Below are 21594 nucleotides of genomic sequence, written 5' to 3'. Positions count from 1 at the left end.
CGGTCACGCACCGGACTCAGAAAGTCACCGCACGCCCCTCGTGGCAGCGATGTGTCGTACCCCACACTGGGTGGCGGTGCCTGAGTCATCGGAGCGCGGTCGGTCCACCGAGGGCGGACCCCATACCCGCCGCGGTCCGGCAGCGCGATCACCTGGAGGTCGCCCCCGTGCAGACCCGGACCGTGACGAGCCCGACCGAGCATGTCCCGGCGATCCCCACGCAGAACCGGGCCGTGCGCCATCCGGAGGCCACAGCGGCCCCACCCGGGGAGGCGACGGACACAGTGATGGAAGAAAAAGTGGAGCCGCCCGAACCCCCGGAGCGGCGGAGCCGCCCCGACACCGGCGGCACCTCGTCCGACCTCTTCCGTCAGTATCTGCGGGAGATCGGCAGGATTCCGCTGCTCACCGCCGCCGAGGAGGTGGACCTCGCCCGCCGCGTCGAAGCGGGGCTCTTCGCGGAGGAACGGCTCGCCGGCACCCCCGATCCCGACACCAGGCTCGCCGTCGACCTCGACCGTCTGGTGGTGATGGGGCGGATGGCGAAGCGCCGGCTCATCGAGGCCAACCTCCGCCTCGTCGTATCCGTAGCCAAGCGGTACGTGGGCCGGGGGCTGACGATGCTCGATCTCGTCCAGGAGGGAAACCTCGGACTGATCAGAGCCGTCGAGAAGTTCGACTACGCCCGGGGCTACAAGTTCTCCACGTACGCGACCTGGTGGATACGCCAGGCCATGTCCCGCGCGCTCGCCGACCAGGCACGGACCATACGGGTCCCGGTCCATGTCGTCGAACTGATCAACCGCGTCGTACGGGTCCAGCGCCGCCTGCTCCAGGAGCGGGGCTACGAGCCGACGTCCGAAGAGGTCGCGGCCCAGCTCGACCTGACACCGGAACGGGTCGGCGAGGTACTGCGCCTCGCCCAGGAACCGGTGTCGCTGCACGCCCCGGTCGGCGAGGAGGACGACGTCTCCTTCGGCGACCTCATCGAGGACGGCGATGCCGCGTCCCCCGTGGAGTCCGCCGCCTTCCTGCTGCTGCGCGAACACCTGGAGGCGGTGCTCTCCACGCTCGGGGAGCGGGAGCGCAAGGTGGTCCAGTTGCGCTACGGGCTGGCCGACGGGCGGCCCCGCACGCTCGAAGAGATCGGCCGGATCTTCGGCGTGACGCGCGAACGCATCCGCCAGATCGAATCCAAGACCCTCAACAAGCTGCGGGACCACGCCTTCGCGGACCAGCTACGCGGCTACCTGGACTGAACCGGGCAGGCTCTAGTCCACCTCGGCCAGCGCCTGGGCGAACTGTGCCGCGTACAACCGGGCATAGGCGCCCTTCGCCGCCAGCAGGCCGTCGTGCGTGCCCTGTTCGACGATCGAGCCGTCCTCCATCACCAGGATCACGTCCGCGTCCCGGATCGTGGAGAGCCGGTGCGCGATCACGAAGCTGGTCCGGCCGTGCGCGAGGCGTGCCATCGCCTTCTGGATCAGCACCTCGGTACGGGTGTCCACCGAGCTGGTCGCCTCGTCGAGCACCAGGATCACCGGGTCGGACAGGAACGCCCGCGCGATGGTGATCAGTTGCTTCTCGCCCGCGCTGACCCCGGAGCCCTCGTCGTCGATCACCGTGTCGTAACCGTCCGGCAGGGTGCGGATGAAGCGGTCGGCGTGGGCCGCCTTGGCCGCCTCCTCGATCTCCACCCGGCCGACCTCGCGCGAAGCGCCGTACGCGATGTTGTCCGCGATCGATCCGCCGAACAGCCAGGTGTCCTGGAGGACCATGCCTATTCCGGACCGCAGTTCGTCGCGCGACATCGTCGACACATCGGTGCCGTCGAGGACGATCCGGCCGCCCGTCACCTCGTAGAACCGCATCAGGAGATTGACCAGTGTCGTCTTGCCGGCCCCGGTCGGGCCGACGATCGCGACCGTGTGGCCCGGCTCCACGCTCAGCGACAGATCCTCGATGAGCGGCTTGTCCGGGTCGTAGCGGAAGGACACCTTCTCCAGCGAGACACTGCCCAGCGGCTTGCCGGGGCGCTCACGCTGCTCGGGGTCCGGGTCCGGCTCCTGCTCCTCCGCGTCCAGCAGCTCGAAGATCCGCTCGGCCGACGCGACACCCGACTGCACCAGGTTCGCCATCGAGGCGACCTGGGTCAGCGGCATCGAGAACTGCCGCGAGTACTGGATGAACGCCTGCACATCACCGATGGACAGCGCGCCCGAAGCGACCCTGAGCCCGCCGACGACCGCGACCAGCACATAGTTCAGGTTCGACACGAACATCATCAGCGGCTGCATGATGCCGCTGTTGAACTGGGCCTTGAAGCCCGCCTCGTACAGCGCGTCGTTCTGCTCGGCGAAGTCCCTCGCGGACTCCTCCTGCCGGCCGAAGACCTTCACCAGGGTGTGGCCGGTGTACATCTCCTCGATGTGGGCGTTGAGCCGGCCCGTCACCTTCCACTGCTGCACGAACTGCGGCTGCGAACGCTTGCCCACCCTGGCCGCGACGAGCACCGACACCGGGATCGTCACCAGGGCGACCAGCGCCAGCAGCGGCGAGATCCAGAACATCATGATCAGCACGCCGATGATGGTCAGCAGGGAATTGATGAGCTGCCCCATCGTCTGCTGCATCGTCTGCGAGATGTTGTCGATGTCGTTCGTCGCGCGGCTCAGCACCTCGCCGCGCTTCTGCCGGTCGAAGTACGACAGCGGCAGCCGCGCCAGCTTCGTCTGCAGGTCCTCGCGCAACTGGAACACGACCCGGTTGATCACCCGGATCGACAGCCGCGTCGACACCAGCATCAGCAGCCCGGCGCCCAGATAAACGACCAGCGCCACCAGCAGGACATGGCCCACCGCACCGAAGTCGATGCCCTCGCCCGGGGTGAAGTCCACGGCGGACAGCATGTCGGCGAGACCGCCGCTGCCCTTCTCCCGCAGGTCCTCGACGGCCTGCGCCTTCGTGGCCCCCTCCGGCATTCCGCGGCCGACGACCCCCGCGAAGATCAGGTCGGTCGCCTTGCCGAGGATCTTCGGACCGACCACGGAGAGACCCACACTCAGCGCGACGGCGACGAGCATCGCGTACAGCGAGGACTTCTCCTGGCTGAATCTCTTCAGCAGCCGCTTCCCGGACCCCTTGAAGTCCATGGACCGCTCGGTCGGAGCGCCGCCCGCCATCATGCGTCCGCCAGGCCCGGCCATTACGCGGCCTCCGCTTCCGTCAGCTGGGAGAGCACGATCTCCCGGTATGTTTCATTGCCGTCCATCAGCTCGTGATGGGTGCCGGTCCCGACGACCCGGCCCTCGTCCAGCACCAGAATCCGGTCGGCGTCACGGATGGTGGACACCCGCTGCGCCACGATCAGCACCGTCGCCCCGGCCGTCTCCCGCGCGAGCGCCCCGCGCAGCGCGGCGTCCGTCGCGTAGTCCAGCGCCGAGAACGAGTCGTCGAAGAGATAGATCTCCGGCCGCTGCACCAGCGTCCTGGCGATCGCCAGACGCTGCCGCTGGCCACCGGAGACATTGGTGCCGCCCTGCGCGATCGGCGCGTTCAGCCCGTTCTCCAGTCCCTCCACGAACTCCTTGGCCTGCGCTACCTCCAGCGCGTGCCAGAGCTCCTCGTCGGTCGCGTCCGGATTCCCGTACCGCAGATTCGTCGCGACCGTCCCGGAGAACAGATACGGCTTCTGCGGCACAAGGCTCACGGTTTTCGCCAGCAGCACCGGGGCGAGCGTCCGCACATCCACGCCGTCGACCAGCACCTCGCCGTCCGTCGCGTCGAACAGCCGCGGTACGAGACCGAGCAGCGTCGACTTCCCGCTGCCCGTCGACCCGATGATCGCGGTCGTCTCACCGGGCCGCGCCACCAGATCCACCGCGCGCAGCACCGGCTCCTCGGCGCCCGGGTAGCGGAACTCCGCTCCCCGCACCTCCAGATGGCCGTGACGGCGCAGCTCGGTGACCGGGGCGAGCGGCGGCACCACGCTCGAATCGGTCTCCAGGACCTCCTGGATGCGCTCGGCGCAGACCTCGGCGCGCGGCACCATCATGAACATGAAGGTGGCCATCATCACCGCCATCACGATCTGCATCAGATACGCGAGGAACGCGGTCAGCGCGCCGATCTGCATCCCGCCGTTGTCGATGCGGTGCGCACCGAACCAGACCACGGCGATGGACGACACGTTCACCACGGTCATCACGGTCGGGAACATCAGCGCCATCAGCCGGCCCGTGGACAGGGACACGTCGGTCAGGTCCGTGTTGGCCCCGCGGAAACGCTCCTCCTCGTACGCGTCCCGGACGAAGGCGCGGATGACGCGGTTGCCGGTGATCTGCTCGCGCAGCACCCGGTTCACCGTGTCGAGCCGCTCCTGCATCGTGCGGAACAGCGGGCGCATCTTCTTCACGATGAGGCTCACCGAGATCCCGAGGACCGGCACCACGGCCAGTAGCACGGCGGAGAGCGGCACGTCCTGCCCGAGCGCCATGATGATGCCGCCGATACACATGATCGGCGCCGAGACCATCAGGGTGAACGCCATCAGGACCAGCATCTGGACCTGCTGCACGTCATTGGTCGTACGGGTGATCAGCGACGGTGCACCGAAGCGGCCGAGTTCACGTGCGGAGAAGGACTGCACCCGGTCGAAGACCGAGGCCCGGACATCGCGCCCGAGAGCGGCCGCGGTGCGCGCCCCGTAGTAGACCGCCCCGACGTTGCACACCACCTGGATGACGCTGACGGCGATCATGAGGCCGCCGAACTCCAGGATGTAGCCCGTATCCCCCTTCACGACACCGTTGTCAATGATGTCCGCGTTGAGGCTGGGCAGATAGAGGCTGGCGCAGGTCTGCAGCAGCTGGAGAAAGACCAGCAGCGCGATGGGATTCCGGTACGGACCGAGATAGGTCCGCAGAATTTTTATGAGCACGCTTGTCTCTCGGAGTCGGCGTTGGGCAGAGGCCGACCCATTTTCCGGTACTCCACGCCGCGACCGCGAACGCTTTTCCTCAAACCCAGGTCAAATCACGGAAGGGGTCCCACACTTGGCTCCTTCTCAGACGGAACCGCTGAAGGCCCCGGGGTGGATCTGGTCCCGCGTGGCCTCGTACTGCTGGCGCACGGCCCGCCCGACCGCCAGTTCCTCACCGGGCTCGAGCACCTGGGCCGATGCACCCTGCCAGGCCGGGGGAGTGCGCGGGTCGAGCGTCCCCTGCGAGACCCCGAGCGCCCATGCCGCCTGCCGGGCCGCACCCAGCGCCGCGTACTCGGCGGGCTGCGGCACGACGACCTGCGTACCGAACACCGCGGGCGCCAGAGCCTGCACCGCGGACAGCTCGGCCGCGGCCCCCAGCAGGAACACCCGCCGCACCTCGACCCCACGGCCGCGCAGTACGTCCAGCGCGTCGGCCAGCGAGCACAGCATCCCCTCGAACGCCGCCCGCGCCAGATGCTCCGGCTTCATCGACTCACGGCGCAGCCCGCACAGCGTCCCCGCGGTGTGCGGCAGCTGAGGAGTGCGCTCACCCTCCAGATACGGCAGGAGTACGAGGCCGGAGGCGCCCGGCGTCGACTTCAGCGCCAGTTCGGACAGCTCGTCGAGCCCCTCGGTCCCCAGCATCTCGGCGGTACCGCGCAGGGCACGCACCGCGTTGGAGGTGTGGACGACCGGCAGATGCATCCCGGTGGCGTCGGCGAACGACGTGATCATCCCGGTCGGATCGGCCAGGGCCTCGTGGTGCACGGCCATCACGGAGCCCGAGGCCCCCAGCGATACCACGGCATCGCCGACGGCGACCCCGAGCCCGAAGGCGGCGGCCATCGTCTCGCCCGTACCCGCGGAGATCAGCAGCCCCTCGGGCGTGGTCCCTGCGGACTCCGACGGGCCGAGCACCTCGGGCAGCGTCGCCTGGTGGCCGAGCGCGAGCTCGACCAGATCGGGACGGTAGGAGGCGGAGCCCGCAGACCAGTACCCCGTACCGGAGGCGGCGCCGCGGTCGGTCGTGCGCCGGGCCGGACGGCCCAGCAGCTGCCACACCAGCCAGTCGTGCGGCTGCATGACGGCGGCGACGCGCTGGGCGTTCTCCGGCTCGGTCCGCGCCAGCCAGCGCAGCTTCGCCACCGGCTGCGCGGCCTGCGGCACGGCACCGACCGCCTCGGCCCAGGGCTGACGGCCACCGAGCCCGTCGATCAGATCGGCCGCGGCGACCTGCGCCCGCCGGTCGTTGCCGAGCAGCGCGGGACGTACGAGATTGCCCTGGTGGTCCAGGGGGACGAGGCCGTGCTGCTGGGCGGAGACGCCGATGGCCTGCACGCCTTCGAGCAGCCCGCCGGCGGCCGCCTCGCCGAGCGAGAGCAGCCAGACCTGCGGATCGACCTCGGTGGCCTTCGCCTCGACGGGGTGTGCGGCATACCCCTGCCGCAGCACGGCGCCCGTGTCCGTGTCACAGACGACGATGTGAGTGAAGGCGGAAGAACTGTCCAAGCCGGCGACTATGCCCATACCCAAGATTCTGCCGCACCGGCGGAGCTTTCCCGCACCGGACGTTGTCGGACGCCCGGCGCGGGCCCCTCGCGCCGACTAGGTATTGGTTGTGCCCCAGTCGTCGCCGCCGTTGTGCGCGCTGCGTTCACGCAGCGAGCGCACCCGGTCGGCGACGGACGCGGGCACCCGGTCCCCGACCGTCTCGCTCACCGAGTGGTACGCCTTGCCGGCGAACTCCCGGCCGCCCTGGGCCGCCGACTCGGCGGCGTTCCGGACGGCGGGATTCTGGGCCAGCTGCTGCGCGGACCTCTTCAGTTGCTCGTAACGCTCGCGCCCGGCTCGCGTGCCGAGCACGTAACCGAGGGCCAGTCCGGCGATGAATGTGAGCCGGTACCGCATGGCTGCCATCCTTCCTTCGCTCCGTACGACGTGTGCTTGCCCGCCTACCCGTGGGCACCCGAGATCACCCCGGGCGGAACCGATTGGCGGAGCACCCCCCTGCTTGCGCTAATGTATGTGTCGCAGCGAACGCGCGCCGCCCGGCAGCCGCCAGGTAGGTACGATTTCGAGGCAACGCCACAATCCCCTGTAGCTCAATTGGCAGAGCAGCCGGCTGTTAACCGGCAGGTTACTGGTTCGAGTCCAGTCGGGGGAGCGCGGTCCCCTGTAGCTCAATTGGCAGAGCATTCGGCTGTTAACCGGAGGGTTACTGGTTCGAGTCCAGTCGGGGGAGCAGAACGAAAGAGGGCCCTTCGGGGTCCTTTTTCGTGTGCCCGGGAGGACTCCCGCGGTGACTCTTTCGTGGGGACTTCGCGGCGGCCGGAACCGGGCAGGCAGCACCGCAGTCCTCATGGTCATGCGAAGCAGGGCATCCGAAGCGAGAGATCGTATGACCGGCTATGCTGCGGCAGACGGCGCGCACACGTGTACGCGCCACGCCGAAACGGGGCGGTAGCTCAGCCGGTTAGAGCAGCGGACTCATAATCCGTCGGCCGTGGGTTCGAGTCCCACCCGCCCCACTCCCGCTGTTCCCAGCAGAATCGTTTCGAGCTGAGGGAACCAGCATGCCCCCGAGGACGCGCGTATCGAACGCGACGCACCGGGGGCTCGGTCGTATCCGGGTCGTCTCCGCACGCGTACGGCGGAGCGGTCGAAGTGAGGCTCGATCGCCTGTTCGCCCTGCTCGTGCCGGTGGTCGTTACCATCCCCTGTGACCGAAACGACCGAAGAACCCGCACATCGCACCCGCATACTCGCGGACCTGACGCCGCTGCGGACCTCCCCCGACTACCGGCGTCTCTGGTTCGGGAACACCGTGTCCTGGATCGGTCAGGGCATGACGGCGCTCGCCGTGTCGCTCCAGGTCTACGACATCACCGGGTCCGCGTTCTCCGTCGGGCTCATCGGGTTCTGTTCGCTCGTGCCGCTGGTCGTGTTCGGGCTGTACGGCGGGGCGATCGCGGACACCGTCGACCGGCGCAGGCTCGGGCTCTTCAGCGCCACCGGTTCGTTCGTCCTGTCGCTCGCGCTGGTCGCCGTGACGGTCGCGGGGGTGGAGCGGGTGGGGCCGCTCTACGCGGTCGTCGCCCTCCAGGCCGTCTGCTTCGCGCTCAACTCACCGGCCCGCAGCTCGATGGTGGCCCGGCTGCTGCCGGCCGAGCAGCTGCCCGCGGCCAACGCGCTCAACTCCATGACCTCCACCACGGGCGCGCTCGTCGGGCCGATGCTGGGCGGGCTGATCGTCGGCTGGTGGGGGTACCGGGCCGCGTACACCGTCGACGCGCTCACGTTCACCGCCTCGCTGTACGCGATGTGGCGGCTGCCCTCGATGCTCCCCGACCGGGGCGAGGGCACCGGCACGGCGGGGAAGCGGGCTTCGGTGCTGGACGGGCTTCGGTTCCTGGGGACCCGGCCCAATCTGCGGATGACCTTCTTCACGGACCTGTGCGCCATGGTGCTGGCCCACCCCCGGGCGCTCTTTCCCGTGGTCGCGGTGGTCTGGTTCGGCGGTGACGCGAAGACCACCGGGCTGCTGGTCGCCGCCCCGGCGCTGGGCGCGCTGCTGGGCGGGGTGTTCTCCGGGTGGCTGGGGCGGATCAGACGGCACGGGCTCGCGGTCATGATCGCGGTGGCCTGCTGGGGCGCCGCCATCGCCGTCTTCGGGCTGACCCGGCAGCTCTGGCTCGGCCTGCTCTTCCTCGCGCTCGCGGGGTGTGCGGACACCGTCTCGATGGTCTTCCGCAACACGATGCTCCAGGCGGCGGTGCCCGACGAGATGCGGGGGCGCCTCCAGGGCGTCTTCATCGTGGTCGTGGCGGGCGGGCCCAGGCTCGGCGACTTCCTGGCCGGTTCGGTGGCCGACCTGGCCTCACCGGCCGTGGCGGTTACCGGGGGCGGGATCGCGTGCGTGGTCGCGGTGTCCCTGCTGGCGCTGCGGTGGCGCGGGTTCGCCCGTTACGACGCACGGGACCCACAGCCGTAGAGGGGGAAACGGCCGGGGTCCCGCGCGAGGCGTCGCTGCTCAGCCCGCGTCGCGCAGCGAGGGCATCTCGCCCTCGGTGGTGGTGACGTCGATGACCGAGAACGCTGCTCCCTGCGGGTCGGACAGTGCCGCGAACCGTCCGAACGGGCTGCTCATCGGCCCGAACCGCAGCACCGCGCCGCGCTCCGTCGCCTTGGCCACCGCCGCGTCGCAGTCCGCGACGGTGAAGTACACGTTGACGTACGAGGGCACCTCGGGCGGGAAGTCGTCCGTCATCTTCATCCGCCCGAGCACGGTGTCCTCGCCCAGGTTGTAGACGGCGAAGTCGATCGCTTCGTCTTCCATCTTCTTCACCTTGTACGGGAAGAGGCGGGGGAAGAAGGCGTCCGACTTCTCCGGTGCCCGGGTGAAGACCTCCGCCCAGCAGAACGCGCCGGGCACGGCCTGCGCCTCGAACCCCTTGTGCGTGTCCGGCTGCCAGATCCCGAACACCGTCCCGCCCGGGTCGGCCGCCAGCACCATCGTGCCGAAGTTGCCGACCTGCATCGGCTCCATCAGCACCTGGCCGCCGCTGTCGCGGACCTTGCCCGCGGTGGCGGAGGCGTCCGAGGTAGCGAGGTACAGACACCACGCGGCCGGGGCGTCCTGGCCGGGCATGGGCGGCGACACGGCGGCCACCGCCTTCCCGTCCGCGTACGCCTGGGTGTAGTTACCGAACTCCGGCGACGACTCGCCGTAGGACCAGCCCAGCACATCCCCGTAGAAGCTCTTGGCCGCTTCGATGTCGGGAAACGTGGCGTCCGCCCAGATCGGCGCGCCCTCAGGTGTTTCGGCCATGACGCTGCTCTCTCTTCACTCGGTGATTCGTCCGGTTTTTCACGCTAACCAACGATTCATCACCGTGCGCGTCGGAGCGTCAGCGACCCAGCGACCGCTTCATGATCTTTCCCAGGTCGTTGCGGGGCAGCGCGTCCAGGTAGCGGACCGTGCGCGGGCGCTTGTGCGGGGCCAGCAGGCCTGCGACATGGGCGGCCAGCTCCTCGGCCGAGGGCGGTGAGCCGGGGTCGGCGGGCACCACCCAGGCGACGATCCGCTCGCCGAGATCCGGGTCGGGCTCGCCGGTGACGGCGGCCTCACGGACAGCCGGGTGGTCCAGCAGGGCGTTCTCGATCTCGCCCGCGCCGATCTTGTAGCCACCGCTCTTGATCAGATCGGTGGCCCTGCGGCCGACGATCCGCACATAGCCGTCGGCGTCGAGCGTGGCCATGTCGCCCGTACGGAACCAGCCGTCCTCGGTGAGGGCGGCGGCCGTCGCGTCGGGCCGGTTCAGATAGCCGGTGAAGAGGTTGGGGCCGCGTACCTGGATCTCGCCGATGGCGGCCGGGTCGTCGAGCACCGTGCCGTCCTCCTCGACCAGGCGGAGCCCGACGCCGCGCAGGGGCGGGCCGACCGTCCCGGGGCGCGCCTCGCCGTCGGCGCGTACGCCCGTGTTCATCAGGGTCTCCGTCATCCCGTACCGCTCGATGACCCGGCGGCCGGTCGCCGCCGCGATCCGCTCGTGGTCGTGGACCGGCAGCGCAGCCGAGCCGGAGACCAGCAGCCGGGCGCCCGCGAGCGCCTTCGTGAGCCCGGGGGAGCCTGCCGGGTCACCGAGCGCCTCGGCCAGCCGGTGGTACATCGTCGGCACACCGAAGAGCATCGTGCCCCCGGACAGCAGCTCCCCGGCCACCCCCTCGACGGAGAACCGGCCGAGGTGGCGCACCGAACCGCCCCGGCGCAGCGGCCCGAGCACGCCCAGGATCAGGCCGTGCACATGGAACAGCGGCAGGGCGTGGACGAGGACGTCGTCGCCGGTCCACTGCCAGGCGTCCTCCAGCGCGTCCAGCGAGGCGGCGATCGCGCGGCGGGGCAGGATCGCGCCCTTCGGTGGGCCCGTCGTGCCGGAGGTGTAGACGATCAGGGCGGGAGCCTCGGGGGAGGGCTCGGGGAAAACGGCGTCCGGGGAGGCGGCGGCCGTCGTATCGGTGTCCAGGCGTTCGAGCCCGGCCAGCGCCGCCGGGAGCACGTCGGTGGCCCCGGCGAGTACCGTCGAGGGCGCGCTGTCGGCGACGATGTGCGCCAGTTCGCGTTCGCCCGTCCTCGGGTTGATTGGCACGGCCGGCACTCCGGCGCGCAGCGCCGCCACCACCGCGACGACGGTCTCCGCGGTCGGCGTGGCCCAGATGGCGACCCGTCCAGCACCCGCGATACGGGCCGCGAGCGCGTCCGAGGCGGCGGCCAACTGGGCATACGTAAGGGAGAGTTCACCGAACCGGACAGCTTCCCGGGAAGCCGCGGGGCCGGACGGACCGGACGGGCCGGACAGTTCCTGGAGTGCAGGCAGAAGAGGCGTCACCCGGCGAAGCCTAGGGGCTGCCCGCTGCCCGCTGCCGTTCCCGGCGGTCTCAGTCGTCGCGCTGGATCGAACGCATCCGGCCGTACGCGTACACGCACCCGGCCAGGGCCAGGTCGGACAGCAGCATGAAGCCGATCGAGTACGAGTCCTTGGCGCTGAAGATCGCGCCCATCACCAGCGGCGGTACGAAGCCGCCGAGACCGCCCATCGCGCCGACGATGCCCGTCACGCTGCCCACCTTGGGCTGCGGTGTCACCTGCGAGACCAGGGCGAAGACGCTGCCGCTCGCGGTGCCGAGCCCGGCCGCCATGCAGAGCAGCGCGATGGTGCCGCCGGGCACCAGCGGCGGCTCGAAGGCCTGGACGATCGCCATAAGCGCGGCGGCCAGCAGGGCCACCGAGGTGACCAGCGCAGGGTGGATGCGGTCCGAGAGCCAGCCGCCGATCGGCCGGAAGACGACCGTGACCAGGGCGAACCCGGCGGCGCGGGTGCCCGCGTCGGTCGGCGAGAGGTCGTACCACGTCTTCAGGTACGTCGGCAGATAGACCCCGAACGCGACGATGCCGCCGAAGCCGATCGCGTACAGCGCGGACAGCTCCCAGGTCACCCGCAGATTCCCGGCCTCGCCCAGGCGGTGGGCCAGGGTGTCGGTCGGGATCTTGCGGCCGGGACGGTCGGTGATCAGTACGGCGGCGAGCAGGGCGTAGACCACGAGCGCCCCGCCGACCACGAGGAACGGCAGATTGTCGCCGTGCTTCGCGATGCGGGGTGTGAAGTAGCCGGACAGTGCCACCCCGCCCATGCCCATGCCGAAGATCCCGAGCGCGAAGCCCCGCTTGGCGGGCTGGAACCACGAGTTGACCAGCGGGACGCCGATGGCGAACGTGGTGCCGCCGAGGCCCAGCAGAAAGCCGACCGCGAGCATCGCGCCATACGAGTTCTTCGCCGGGATCAGCAGCAGCACGGGGACGACCGTCAGCGCCGAGATCAGCGGAAACATCAGCCGGGCGCCGTACTTGTCGGTGAGCGCGCCCACCGGGATCCGGCCCAGCGAACCGACGAGCACCGGCACGGCGACCAGGAACGACTGCTCGAAGGAGCTGAGCCCCAGCCTGTCCTTGTAGTCCGCGGACATCGGGGCGATGAGATTCCAGGCCCAGAAGGTGAGCGCGAAACCGACCGTGGCCATCGCGAGGTTGCGGTAGGGGGCAGCGGACTCCTCCGCTTCGGGGGTGGAGGGCGGCTGCTTGACGGCGGTATGCACAGCACAAGTCAAGGGTGCGTGCCCTTTGCGGGCCCGTCGGACTGCTCCATGCGGGGCAGGGGCCGCCCGCGGACCGGGATCCGGGCTCCGCACAGTCGTTTTCCCGCCCATGCTGCGACAATCGCAGTATGGACAGGCTCGACAGAGAAATTCTCTCCGTCCTCCAGGAGGATGCGCGGATCTCGTACCGGGACCTGGGCGTACGCGTCGGGCTCAGCGCCAACGCCGCGGGCGACCGGGTACGCCGCATGCGCCGCGACGGAGTCATCCGCGGCTTCACCGTCATCGTGGACCCGGCCGCCGACACCCGTTCGGGCCTGGTCGTCTTCATCGATGTGTCCCTGCGCCTCGACACGACGAACGAGGAGTTCGAGCGCTCGGTGCTCATGCTGCCCGGCATCACGGAAGTGGTGCATGTGACGGGCGGCCACGACTACCTCGTCCGCGCGACGGCGGCGGACCCGGGTGCCCTGGACACGCTGCTGCGCCGGCTGAAACGGGAGGCGGGCGTCGCCCACTCCACCACCCGGATCGCCCTCAGAGCGGCGCCTGCCAGGTGACGGTCGGCGACCGCGTACCGTCCTCCTCGCGCCCGTCGTCGGCGACCACCAGACGCACCGCCGTGCCGCCCGTCGGCGTACGCACCGTCGCGTCCACCTCGACCTCGATGGCGGAGACCCCGGCCCGCCGGTGCGCGGCGGCCAGGGCGCCGCGCAGCGCGGCGAGGAGATCCGTGCCGGCGGGTTCCCCGACGAGTGCGTCGACGGCCCCCGTGAAGTGCACGGACGGCTGAAAACCGAGCACGGCCGCCGCGCCCCCGGTCTCGCGCAGGACCCGGCCCCGGAAGGTGGTGGGCACCTCTGCGGGCGGCTGCTGAAGGGCGAAGATCGTGGTGCGGACCTCCTGGATGGTGGAGTCCAGCTCGTCGACGGCCCTGCCGAGCAGTTCGTCGGTTTCCGGGGCGGTGGAACGGCGGCGGGTCGACTCCAGCATCATCTCGGTCGCGAACAGCCGCTGGACGACGAGGTCGTGCAGATCGCGGGCGATCCGGTCGCGGTCCTCGTAGACCGCGAGCTGCTCCCTGTTGTCCTGGGCGTCCGCGAGGACAAGCGCGAGGGCGGCGTGCGTGGCGAATTGTGAGGCGAGCGTCCGCTCCACGGCCGAATACGGGGGCTCGCCGCGCCCGCGGGGCAGGGCGAGGGTGCCGATGAGCCGGCCCCCGCTCTGCAGCGGCAGCATCATGCTGGGGCCGAACCGTGACCGTACCGGCGTCGTCATCCGGGGGTCGGAGGCCGAGTCGTCGATGAAGACGGGTTCGCCGGCCAGGAGCTGGACGAGGACGGGGGAGCCGGGCTCGATGACCGTACCGACGATGCCGGCCGGGTCGTCGGGGGTGGACGCGGTGACGATCTCCATCCCGCCCTCCGCCGTCGGCTGGAGGATCACCCCGGCCGAGGCCCCTGCCAGCACCCTGGCCTGCTCGGCGACGGTTCTCAGGGCGTCCGTGGCGTCGGCGCGGGTCAGCAGCGCCGTGGTCACGGCGGCGGCGCCCTCGATCCAGCGTTCCCGCTGGCGGGCCGTCCCGTAGAGGCGGGCGTTGCCGAGCGCGATGCCCGCCTGGGCGGCGAGGACCCGCAGCAGCCCAGTATCCGTGTCGTCGAAGGAGCCGGAGCGCTTGTCCGCGAGGTAGAGGTTGCCGAACACCTCGTCGTGCACCCGGATCGGGACCCCGAGGAAGGAACGCATCGGAGGGTGGCCCGGCGGCACGCCGCAGGCGCGCGGATCGGTGGTCAGGTCGTCGCAGCGCAGCGGCTGCGGATCGTCGACGAGGAGGCCGATGACGCCGTGGTGGCCGTCCGGGAGCCGGCCGATGCGCTGCCGTTCCGCGTCGGTGAGACCGGTCGTGTACAGCTCGGTGATGCGGTCGCGGACGGGGTCGAGGACGCCGAGGGCCCCGTAGCGTGCCTCGGTCAGGGCGGTGGCGGTGTCCACGATCTGCTGGAGCGTGGCCCGCTGGTCGAGATCGGAGCCGACGCTGAGCACCGCCTCCAGCAGTTCGGGCAGCCGGGGCGGCGCGGTGCGCCGCGCACCCGTGCCCGCCGCCTCCTCGTCCCGCCCGGAGTTCCGCTTCGTGACCTGCTCCGTGTCCTGCTCGGTGTGCAGTGCCGTGTCCTGTGCCGTGCAATCCCCGGGCATGCGCTCCCCCTCAGGAGCCGCCGGCTGTCATTCGGCGAGCGGGTCGAGGACCATTGGCTGGATCTTGCCGTCCAGCATGGCGCCGAGACCGAGCACGGAGCACACGTCGGGCCGTTCGGCGATGTTCACGGGCATGCCCGTCGCGTCCCGCAGCATCTGGTCGAGGCCGGGCAGCAGCGCGCTTCCGCCGACCATCATGATGCCGCGGTCCGCCAGGTCGGCCACCAGATCGGGCGGGCAGTCGCGCAGCACCTTGCCGAGCCCGTCGAGCACCGCGGTCAGCGGGGTGTGGATGGCCTGCCGGACGGCGGCGGTGTCGACCTGCACCGAGCGGGCCAGGCCGGTGGCCACGTCGCGGCCGTGGATCTCGGTCATGGCTGGGCCCTTGGGCGTCAGACCGTTGCCGCTGAGCGCCAGTTGCAGGGGGCGCACGGCCTGGCTCGGGAGCATCAGCTCGTGCTGCTGGCGCAGGTGCTGGATGATCGCGTGGTCGATGGCGTTGCCCCCGACCGGAATCCGTACGGCGGTCACGATCGACCCGAGCGACAGCACCGCGATCTGGGTGGTGGCCGCCCCGCACACCATGATCATGGTGGCGATCGGCTGCTCCACGGGCAGACCGCAGCCGACAGCCGCCGCGATCAGGGTGTCGACCAGTTCGACCCGCCGGGCACCGAGCCCGACGAGGGTCTCGATGGCGGCGCGCTGGGCGAGCGGATCACTGTTGTGCGGGGTGCAGGCGGCGGCACGCAGCCGGGGCTTGCGGCGCAACTGGCGGCGGAGCTTGTCGCCGAGCAGATGACGCAGCATGCGCTGGGCCATATCGATGTCGACGACGGTCCCGCCGGAGACCGGGCGGGCCACCCGGATGTACGCGGGCGTCCGGCCGGTCATCTGTTCGGCGAGCGCGCCGACGGCGATGAGCGAACCGGTACGGGTGTTCACGGCTGCGACACTCGGCTCGTCGACGACGAGCCCCAGCCCCTTGACGTACACACGGGTCCTTGCGGCCCCGAGATCGACGGCGATGTGGCAACGGCGCAACTGCTCAAGACTGACGGTCACGGCAGGTTCTCCCGAGAACGCTGGGGCGGGGTACCGGCGGCAGCCGGTTCTCCTTGCATCGTTGCCCCTGGGGAGGCGTCACGCCCGCTGGGATGAGCCGTAGGAGGGTATCGAGCTGACGAGATGCCAGGTCAGCCGGGCAGTAGCCGCTGGAACAGCCCCCAGGTGAACTCCGCGACGTACGGCCGCCCGCTGCCGGGATCGGTGATCGCCAGCGCCCACCGGGTCGGGGCGCTGCCCTCCATCGGTCTGGCCGGCGCGAAGGCCCTGGCGACCTCGTCCACGGTGCACGACCAGGGGCGCAGATCCTCGACGGTACGAAGCTCGGGGCCGGTCGCCCCCGGCGCGCGGACCAGCCACTCGTTCCATACCGCTCCGCCCGGCGCGGCCATCACCTCGAACCGCAGACCGGGCCAGAGCGGCATCGGCCAGAACAGCGCGTCGCATTCCAGATCGCCGACCGTGCGGCGTACGGACAGCTCGGGCTCCCCGAGTACGGAGCGGTAGCGCCGCAGCGTCCCCCGCCCCCGGGGCGCCCTCGCCATGGCCTGCCAGCGACGGTTGGCCTCCCGCATATCGGCGAGCGATGCGCTCAGTTCCTGCCGGGCTTCCTCGACGAGCTCCGGCTGGTGATCGGCCATCCGGCGCAGCAGGACGAGCTGGAATTCGAGCGGCCCGAACGGGGCGGGAGCGGTCATGCCGCCCATCCTCCCGCGTGTGGCGCGTATCGGAGCGGTGTCACGCGTATCGGACTCCCACGCCGTGGAACAGCGATTTCCACACACGATCCTCACCTGAGCGGCTTCCTCCGTTGTTCTGCGCACGTCTACTCTGCGGGCGCCATGGATTACTGCCAACCGTGCCGACGACACCTCAACGGCGCTCTGGCCTGCGCCGGATGCGGAACCCCCGCCGAGGCGCTCGGCCTCTACGCCGCCCCCGCGTACTCCGGCCATGAACCGGAGCTGCGGGACGAAACCCGTGAGCCCTCCGTGGCCGCGGGGCGCCGCCGTCGTGCCGCCGAGCCCGCACGCGGCCGGAGTGCCGGACGCGGCGCGAAGAAGCGCGAGGGCCGTGGTCGGAGTGAGGGCCGGGGCAGGAGTGAGGGCCGCGGCAGGCGCGGTCACCGGCGACGGGGCCGTACGGCGCTGCTCGCGGTGCTCGGTCTGGTGCTCGCGGTCGGCGCGCTGGGCGTGACCCGGCTGGCCACCGCACCGGAGGGCGACAGCGGCGCCGCGGAGTATGTGCGCGAGTCCGTCACGACGGCCGAGCCCGCCCCGGAGCCCTCGGGGAGCATCACGCCCGACCACCCGGGACCGGTGGACAGCCCCACCGCACGCCTCACGACCCCCGCCGGCGCCACGGGAACCGGTGCGGCGAAGCCCACGAAATCGCCGCGCGCCGAAAAGCCCACCGCCTCGGCCACGCCCTCGCCCTCCGGGTCCGCCTCCACGACCGTGCCACCCGTGCCTGACGACACCGACGGGTCGGCCGGCCCGTCGGGCCCCACCGGCGAACCGACCCCGTCCGCACCGCAGGATCCCCCGGCCCCGGCCCCGACCCCGACCCCGCAGCCGACCGAGACGTGCGACTGGTTCCTGTGGTGGTGCACCTGACGGGCCGCCGCGCCCGGTAGCGGCGGTTACGGGGTCACGTCGGCTACGGGGTCACGTCGGCTACGGGGTGACGTCGGCGCCCAGCATGCGGCGCAGCAGATCCCGCAGCACGGTCCGCTCCGCGTCCGACAGTTCGGCGAGGGGCTCACGGGCGAAGCCGAGAGCCTCGCGCAGCTGGCGCGCGGTCCCGATGCCCTCCTCGGTGGGCGCTGCCAGCTTCACCCGCCGGTCGGACGGGTCGGGGCGCCGCTCCACGAGGCCGCGGGCCTCCAGCCGGTCGACGATGCCGGTGATGTTCGACGGCTCGCACCGCAGCTTCCGGGCGACCTTCCGCATGGGCATCGGTTCCAGGGAGAGCAGCCCGAGCACCCGGGCCTGCGCGCCGGTGAGCGAGTGTGCGGCAGCCGCCTGCTCGTACTCCTCGTAGTAGCGCGCCACTACGGTGCCGATCAGCTCGACCACTTCGAGGGTCACGGGGTCTGTGCGCGGGGTGGTCATGACACACAGGATACCCACTTGCTTGACAAGGTGAAATATTCAGGCGCATGGTTGTTTCACATCATGAAGCATTTTCTGCTTCCCCCGGAAGGCATCTAGGAGCCCGAGCCCATGTCTGCAGCACTTCCCACCTCCAGCCGCGAATGGCACCTCGTCGCCCGCCCGAGCGGCTGGCCCGTGGCCGAGGACTTCGCGCTGCGTGAGGCCCCCGTCACCGCCCCGGCCGAAGGTCGCGTCCTCGTCCGCAATCTGCACTTCTCGGTCGACCCCTACATGCGTGGCCGGATGAACGATGTGAAGTCGTACACCCCGCCCTTCAAGCTCGACCACCCCATGGACGGCGGCGCGGTCGGCGAGGTCATCGCCTCCAACGCCGAGGGCTTCGCCGTCGGCGACCACGTCCTGCACGGGCTCGGCTGGCGGGAGTACGCCGACGTCCCCGCCAAGCACGCGGTGAAGGTCGACGCCTCCCTCGCCCCGCTCTCCGCCTACCTCGGTGTGCTCGGTATGACCGGACTCACCGCCTACGCGGGCCTGTTCGAGGTCGCCTCCTTCAAGGAGGGCGACACCGTCTTCGTCTCCGGCGCGGCCGGCGCCGTCGGCAGCCAGGTCGGCCAGATGGCGAAGATCAAGGGCGCCGCGCGGGTCATCGGCTCGGCGGGCTCCGACGAGAAGGTCAAGCTCCTCGTCGAGGAGTACGGCTTCGACGCCGCGTTCAACTACAAGAACGGCCCTGTCGGCCAGCAGCTGCGCGAAGCCGCCCCGGACGGTATCGACGTCTACTTCGACAACGTCGGCGGCGAGCACCTGGAGGCGGCGCTCTCCTCGTTCAACGTGCACGGCCGCGCCACCATCTGCGGAATGATCGCCCAGTACAACGCGACCGAGCCCACCCCCGCCCCGCGCAACCTCGCGCTGGTCATCGGCAAGCGGCTGCGCCTCCAGGGCGTGCTCGTGAGCGACCACGCCGCGCTCCAGCCGCAGTTCGTCCGGGATGTCGCGGGCTGGCTGGCCTCCGGTGAGCTGAAGTACCAGGAGACGACCGTCGAGGGCATCGAGAACGGATTCGAGGCGTTCCTCGGTCTGATGCGCGGCGAGAACACCGGCAAGATGATCGTCTCGCTGGTCTGACCGCCATCCGGCCGTTCCGGGCCACCCGTTAGGCTCTCCGGCAGGCCGTCGCGATCGTGGGCGCGAGTCGCGGCGCATCAGCAGGAGGAATCCTCGGTATGACCATTCAGCAGATAGACGTCGCCTACACCGCGGTCGCCACTGCGGAGAACGGCCGCGACGGCCGTGTCTCCACCGATGACGGCAAGCTCGACGTTGTCGTCAATCCGCCGAAGGAAATGGGCGGCAGCGGAGCGGGCACCAACCCGGAGCAGCTTTTCGCGGCGGGCTACAGCGCCTGCTTCCAGGGCGCTCTCGGTGTGGTCGCCCGTCAGGAGAAGGCGGACATCTCCGGCGCGACCGTGACCGCTTCGGTCGGCATCGGCAAGACCGGGGCGGGTGGCTTCGGCCTGGAGGTCGCGATCACCGCGACCATCCCGAACGTCGACAGGGCCACCGCCCAGTCGCTGATCGAGAAGGCCCACCAGGTCTGCCCGTACTCGAGCGCGACCCGCGGCAACATCAAGGTCACCCTGTCGGCCGCCTGATCCGCATAACGCCCAAAGGACCGCACCCTGTTCGGGGTGCGGTCCTTTGTCGTGCGGCAGGACGAATCGTCGCCTGACGGTGTTTCACTGTTCGGGATTTCGGTTGTTGTTCGAAATCTTCGCGTAACCCATTGACGCACCCTTGAATCGATTTTACGGTCCGTTCGAAGTTACGAGCGCCATTCGATATGCCGAACAGAGATGAAGGACCGGGGCCGCGACGTGATCGTCCATCACTGCTACGACGGCGAGGACGGCTGGCCGGGCCGTTGTCTGAGGTCTCCATGGCCGGTATCCCGACGCCCGCTATTTCGCACACACATGACGAGGGAATGATGACCCGACCCGCACGCTTCACCCTCCACCCCGCCTTCACCGTCGGCGAGGTGAACCCCCGTATCTTCGGTTCCTTCGTCGAGCACCTCGGACGCTGCGTCTACACCGGCATCCACGAGCCGGGCCACCCCACCGCCGACGAGGCGGGCCTGCGCGGTGATGTGCTCGAACTGGTCCGTGAGCTCGGCCCCACGGCCATCCGCTACCCCGGCGGGAACTTCGTCTCCGGCTACCGCTGGGAGGACAGCGTCGGCCCCGTCGAGGACCGCCCGCGCCGTCTGGACCTGGCGTGGCGGACCACCGAGTCCAACCGTTTCGGGCTGAGCGAGTTCGTCGACTTCGTACGGAAGGCGGGCCCGGAGGCGGAGCCGATGATGGCGGTCAACCTCGGCACACGGGGTGTGGCCGAGGCCATCGAGCTCCAGGAGTACGCCAACCACCCGGGCGGCACCGCACTGTCGGACCAGCGTGTCGAGCACGGCGACAAGGACCCCTTCGGCATCAAGCTGTGGTGTCTCGGCAACGAGATGGACGGCCCCTGGCAGACCGGCCACAAGACAGCCGAGGAGTACGCCCGCGTCGCGGCGGAGACGGCCAGGGCGATGCGCCGGCTCGACCCGAGCGTGGAGCTGGTGGCCTGTGGTTCCTCCGGCTCCTCGATGGACACCTTCGCCGAGTGGGAGGCGACGGTGCTCAAGGAGACGTACGACCTGGTCGACCTCGTCTCCATGCATGCCTACTACTGGGAGACCGACGGCGACCGGGACTCGTTCCTGGCCTCCGCCGTCGACATGGAGGCGTTCATCGAGAACGTCGTCGCGACCTGCGACCACGTGGGCGCGCGGCTCAAGTCCAAGAAGAAGATCAACATTTCCTTCGACGAGTGGAACGTCTGGTACTTGGACAAGCCCAACCCGAGCGACTTCGAGGAGTGGCAGGAGGCCCCCCGCCTCCTGGAGGACGTCTACTCGGTCACCGACGCCGTCGTCTTCGGCTCGTTGCTGATCGCCCTGCTCCGGCACGCGGACCGGGTGGCGGTCGCCTGTCTCGCCCAGCTGGTCAACGTCATCGCCCCGATCATGACCGAGCCGGGCGGCCCCGCGTGGCGGCAGACCACGTTCTTCCCCTTCGCCCAGGCGGCGAAGCACGGGCGGGGCCAGGTCCTCGACGTCCGGGTGGACTCGCCCACGTACGAGACGGCGAAGTACGGCGAGGCGGACCTGCTGCACGCCACGGCGGTACGCGCCGAGGACGGCACCGTCACCGTGTTCGCGGTCAACCGCGGCCAGACCGAGTCCCTGCCGCTGGAGGTCGCGCTGCACGGCCTCGGCCTGACGGGCGTCGCCGAGCACAGCGTCCTCGCCGACGCGGACCCGGAAGCCCGGAACACCCTGGCCGAACCCGACCGCGTCACCCCGCACCTCGCCGGGGGCACCACGCTCACCGGTTCCACGCTGAAGGCCACCCTGGAGCCGATGTCCTGGAACATGATCCGGCTGGTCTGACGGCAGCGAACCGGCAGCGAACCGGCGGCGAACGGCAGCAGAACAGGAGCGGCGCCCCCTGCGTACAGGCGGGGCCCCCCCAGAAT

At 70.4% G+C, this 21594-nt stretch carries 18 protein-coding genes and 3 tRNA genes; 10 read left to right on the top strand and 11 right to left on the bottom strand.

What is annotated here, in order from left to right:
• Positions 1 to 167 precede the first annotated feature (167 nt).
• Positions 168 to 1259: an RNA polymerase sigma factor gene (locus ACFT7S_RS20915; RefSeq protein WP_382733984.1), complete on the top strand. Its 1092-nt coding sequence runs from the start codon at positions 168 to 170 to the stop codon at positions 1257 to 1259.
• Between the two features lie 12 nt (positions 1260 to 1271).
• On the opposite strand, the gene ACFT7S_RS20910 is transcribed toward ACFT7S_RS20915, so the two are convergent.
• From ACFT7S_RS20910 to ACFT7S_RS20895, 4 genes are all read right to left on the bottom strand, one after another.
• The gene (locus tag ACFT7S_RS20910; protein ID WP_382733981.1) at positions 1272 to 3206 is read right to left on the bottom strand and encodes an ABC transporter ATP-binding protein; all 1935 of its coding nucleotides are present in this window, start codon (positions 3204 to 3206) and stop codon (positions 1272 to 1274) included.
• Complete coding sequence (locus ACFT7S_RS20905; protein ID WP_382733978.1) at positions 3206 to 4939, bottom strand: ABC transporter ATP-binding protein; 1734 nt, start codon at positions 4937 to 4939, stop codon at positions 3206 to 3208. The genes ACFT7S_RS20910 and ACFT7S_RS20905 overlap by 1 nt, the downstream gene beginning before the upstream one ends.
• A gap of 126 nt (positions 4940 to 5065) precedes the next feature.
• Positions 5066 to 6511, bottom strand: a complete 1446-nt coding sequence (locus ACFT7S_RS20900) for an FGGY family carbohydrate kinase (protein ID WP_382733975.1) — start codon at positions 6509 to 6511, stop codon at positions 5066 to 5068.
• A 78-nt stretch (positions 6512 to 6589) separates the two neighbouring features.
• Positions 6590 to 6892, bottom strand: a complete 303-nt coding sequence (locus tag ACFT7S_RS20895; RefSeq protein WP_382734265.1) for a YtxH domain-containing protein — start codon at positions 6890 to 6892, stop codon at positions 6590 to 6592.
• A 183-nt stretch (positions 6893 to 7075) separates the two neighbouring features.
• On the opposite strand from ACFT7S_RS20895, the gene ACFT7S_RS20890 reads away from it, so the two are divergent.
• From ACFT7S_RS20890 to ACFT7S_RS20875, 4 genes are all read left to right on the top strand, one after another.
• Positions 7076 to 7148: transfer RNA gene (locus tag ACFT7S_RS20890), tRNA-Asn, on the top strand.
• A 5-nt stretch (positions 7149 to 7153) separates the two neighbouring features.
• Positions 7154 to 7226, top strand: a tRNA-Asn gene (locus tag ACFT7S_RS20885).
• Between the two features lie 212 nt (positions 7227 to 7438).
• Positions 7439 to 7512 (top strand) — tRNA-Ile (locus tag ACFT7S_RS20880).
• Positions 7513 to 7703: 191 nt separating this feature from the next.
• The gene (locus tag ACFT7S_RS20875; RefSeq protein ID WP_382733972.1) at positions 7704 to 8975 is read left to right on the top strand and encodes an MFS transporter; all 1272 of its coding nucleotides are present in this window, start codon (positions 7704 to 7706) and stop codon (positions 8973 to 8975) included.
• Positions 8976 to 9014: 39 nt separating this feature from the next.
• On the opposite strand, the gene ACFT7S_RS20870 is transcribed toward ACFT7S_RS20875, so the two are convergent.
• The 3 genes from ACFT7S_RS20870 to ACFT7S_RS20860 all read right to left on the bottom strand — a co-directional run bounded on the left by ACFT7S_RS20870 (position 9015) and on the right by ACFT7S_RS20860 (position 12634).
• The gene (locus tag ACFT7S_RS20870) at positions 9015 to 9812 is read right to left on the bottom strand and encodes a VOC family protein (protein ID WP_382733969.1); all 798 of its coding nucleotides are present in this window, start codon (positions 9810 to 9812) and stop codon (positions 9015 to 9017) included.
• Between the two features lie 79 nt (positions 9813 to 9891).
• The gene (locus ACFT7S_RS20865) at positions 9892 to 11370 is read right to left on the bottom strand and encodes an acyl-CoA synthetase (protein ID WP_382733967.1); all 1479 of its coding nucleotides are present in this window, start codon (positions 11368 to 11370) and stop codon (positions 9892 to 9894) included.
• Between the two features lie 49 nt (positions 11371 to 11419).
• Positions 11420 to 12634: a nitrate/nitrite transporter gene (locus tag ACFT7S_RS20860; protein ID WP_382733965.1), complete on the bottom strand. Its 1215-nt coding sequence runs from the start codon at positions 12632 to 12634 to the stop codon at positions 11420 to 11422.
• 128 nt (positions 12635 to 12762) lie between these two features.
• On the opposite strand from ACFT7S_RS20860, the gene ACFT7S_RS20855 reads away from it, so the two are divergent.
• Positions 12763 to 13194: an Lrp/AsnC family transcriptional regulator gene (locus tag ACFT7S_RS20855; protein WP_382733962.1), complete on the top strand. Its 432-nt coding sequence runs from the start codon at positions 12763 to 12765 to the stop codon at positions 13192 to 13194.
• On the opposite strand, the gene ACFT7S_RS20850 is transcribed toward ACFT7S_RS20855, so the two are convergent.
• From ACFT7S_RS20850 to ACFT7S_RS20840, 3 genes are all read right to left on the bottom strand, one after another.
• Complete coding sequence (locus ACFT7S_RS20850; RefSeq protein WP_382733959.1) at positions 13172 to 14830, bottom strand: GAF domain-containing protein; 1659 nt, start codon at positions 14828 to 14830, stop codon at positions 13172 to 13174. The two genes, ACFT7S_RS20855 and ACFT7S_RS20850, sit on opposite strands and share 23 nt — an antisense overlap.
• 27 nt (positions 14831 to 14857) lie before the next feature.
• Positions 14858 to 15895, bottom strand: coding sequence for a rod shape-determining protein (locus ACFT7S_RS20845; RefSeq protein WP_382733956.1), 1038 nt, complete (start codon positions 15893 to 15895; stop codon positions 14858 to 14860).
• Positions 15896 to 16026: 131 nt separating this feature from the next.
• Positions 16027 to 16593, bottom strand: coding sequence for a hypothetical protein (locus ACFT7S_RS20840; RefSeq protein WP_382733954.1), 567 nt, complete (start codon positions 16591 to 16593; stop codon positions 16027 to 16029).
• A 144-nt stretch (positions 16594 to 16737) separates the two neighbouring features.
• On the opposite strand from ACFT7S_RS20840, the gene ACFT7S_RS20835 reads away from it, so the two are divergent.
• Positions 16738 to 17511, top strand: coding sequence for a hypothetical protein (locus tag ACFT7S_RS20835; protein WP_382733951.1), 774 nt, complete (start codon positions 16738 to 16740; stop codon positions 17509 to 17511).
• 60 nt (positions 17512 to 17571) lie between these two features.
• Here ACFT7S_RS20835 and ACFT7S_RS20830 read toward each other — a convergent pair whose 3' ends face one another.
• Entirely contained in the window at positions 17572 to 18009 is a 438-nt protein-coding gene (locus ACFT7S_RS20830; RefSeq protein ID WP_382733948.1) for a MarR family winged helix-turn-helix transcriptional regulator, read from the bottom strand.
• 111 nt (positions 18010 to 18120) lie between these two features.
• On the opposite strand from ACFT7S_RS20830, the gene ACFT7S_RS20825 reads away from it, so the two are divergent.
• From ACFT7S_RS20825 to ACFT7S_RS20815, 3 genes are all read left to right on the top strand, one after another.
• A complete protein-coding gene (locus ACFT7S_RS20825) occupies positions 18121 to 19140 on the top strand; it encodes an NADP-dependent oxidoreductase (protein WP_382733946.1) in 1020 nt (339 codons plus the stop codon).
• A gap of 98 nt (positions 19141 to 19238) precedes the next feature.
• On the top strand, positions 19239 to 19667 hold the full coding sequence (locus ACFT7S_RS20820; RefSeq protein WP_382733944.1) for an organic hydroperoxide resistance protein: 429 nt from the start codon (positions 19239 to 19241) through the stop codon (positions 19665 to 19667).
• Positions 19668 to 20002: 335 nt separating this feature from the next.
• Positions 20003 to 21508, top strand: coding sequence for an alpha-N-arabinofuranosidase (locus tag ACFT7S_RS20815; RefSeq protein WP_382734263.1), 1506 nt, complete (start codon positions 20003 to 20005; stop codon positions 21506 to 21508).
• Positions 21509 to 21594 lie beyond the last annotated feature (86 nt).

The organism is Streptomyces sp. NPDC057136 (assembly GCF_042670885.1).
In the GTDB taxonomy this organism is placed as follows: Bacteria; Actinomycetota; Actinomycetes; order Streptomycetales; family Streptomycetaceae; genus Streptomyces.
The sequence above is the reverse complement of the archived record's forward strand: the minus strand, read 5'-3'. Positions and strand labels throughout refer to the sequence as shown.

Bases quoted from the DNA above. Each gene is read 5' to 3' on its own strand.
- ACFT7S_RS20910 (WP_382733981.1), bottom strand. From the start codon at position 3,206: ATGGCCGGGCCTGGCGGACGCATGATGGCGGGCGGCGCTCCGACCGAG.
- ACFT7S_RS20900 (WP_382733975.1), bottom strand. From the start codon at position 6,511: ATGGGCATAGTCGCCGGCTTGGACAGTTCTTCCGCCTTCACTCACATC.
- ACFT7S_RS20895 (WP_382734265.1), bottom strand. From the start codon at position 6,892: ATGCGGTACCGGCTCACATTCATCGCCGGACTGGCCCTCGGTTACGTG.
- ACFT7S_RS20870 (WP_382733969.1), bottom strand. From the start codon at position 9,812: ATGGCCGAAACACCTGAGGGCGCGCCGATCTGGGCGGACGCCACGTTT.
- ACFT7S_RS20855 (WP_382733962.1), top strand. From the start codon at position 12,763: ATGGACAGGCTCGACAGAGAAATTCTCTCCGTCCTCCAGGAGGATGCG.
- ACFT7S_RS20850 (WP_382733959.1), bottom strand. From the start codon at position 14,830: ATGCCCGGGGATTGCACGGCACAGGACACGGCACTGCACACCGAGCAG.
- ACFT7S_RS20840 (WP_382733954.1), bottom strand. From the start codon at position 16,593: ATGACCGCTCCCGCCCCGTTCGGGCCGCTCGAATTCCAGCTCGTCCTG.
- ACFT7S_RS20835 (WP_382733951.1), top strand. From the start codon at position 16,738: ATGGATTACTGCCAACCGTGCCGACGACACCTCAACGGCGCTCTGGCC.
- ACFT7S_RS20830 (WP_382733948.1), bottom strand. From the start codon at position 18,009: ATGACCACCCCGCGCACAGACCCCGTGACCCTCGAAGTGGTCGAGCTG.
- ACFT7S_RS20825 (WP_382733946.1), top strand. From the start codon at position 18,121: ATGTCTGCAGCACTTCCCACCTCCAGCCGCGAATGGCACCTCGTCGCC.
- ACFT7S_RS20820 (WP_382733944.1), top strand. From the start codon at position 19,239: ATGACCATTCAGCAGATAGACGTCGCCTACACCGCGGTCGCCACTGCG.
- ACFT7S_RS20815 (WP_382734263.1), top strand. From the start codon at position 20,003: ATGACCCGACCCGCACGCTTCACCCTCCACCCCGCCTTCACCGTCGGC.